1 protein-coding gene is annotated in these 231 nt (G+C 45.0%); it reads right to left on the bottom strand.

Annotated elements, in window-relative coordinates; translation table 11 throughout:
• Positions 1-231: hypothetical protein (locus KVT36_RS32425; RefSeq protein WP_217607539.1), on the bottom strand; the 231-nt coding region annotated here is incomplete at both ends.

Raw genomic sequence — 231 nt, 5'->3', positions numbered from 1 at the left:
TTCTTTTCTTTATAGGCTTCTTTCAGCTCTCCAAATACCAGGCATACCTTTTTTCCTATGACCTTTTTAATGGTGCTGTACACATCGGCCTTGCCCAGGATCAGCTGCACTTCGCCAATACGCAGCTCTTGGCGCATCAGCAGGGCTTCTGCTATCAGGTACTCATCTTCATCCATTGAGGTCATATCATCGCCGAAGGCATCATAATATAATAAGATCGTTTCGCTGGAA

This window comes from Chitinophaga sp. GbtcB8 (assembly GCF_019091455.1).
In the GTDB taxonomy this organism is placed as follows: Bacteria; Bacteroidota; Bacteroidia; order Chitinophagales; family Chitinophagaceae; genus Chitinophaga.
Note: the sequence above shows the minus strand (reverse complement) of the source record. Positions and strands in the feature narration are given on the sequence as shown.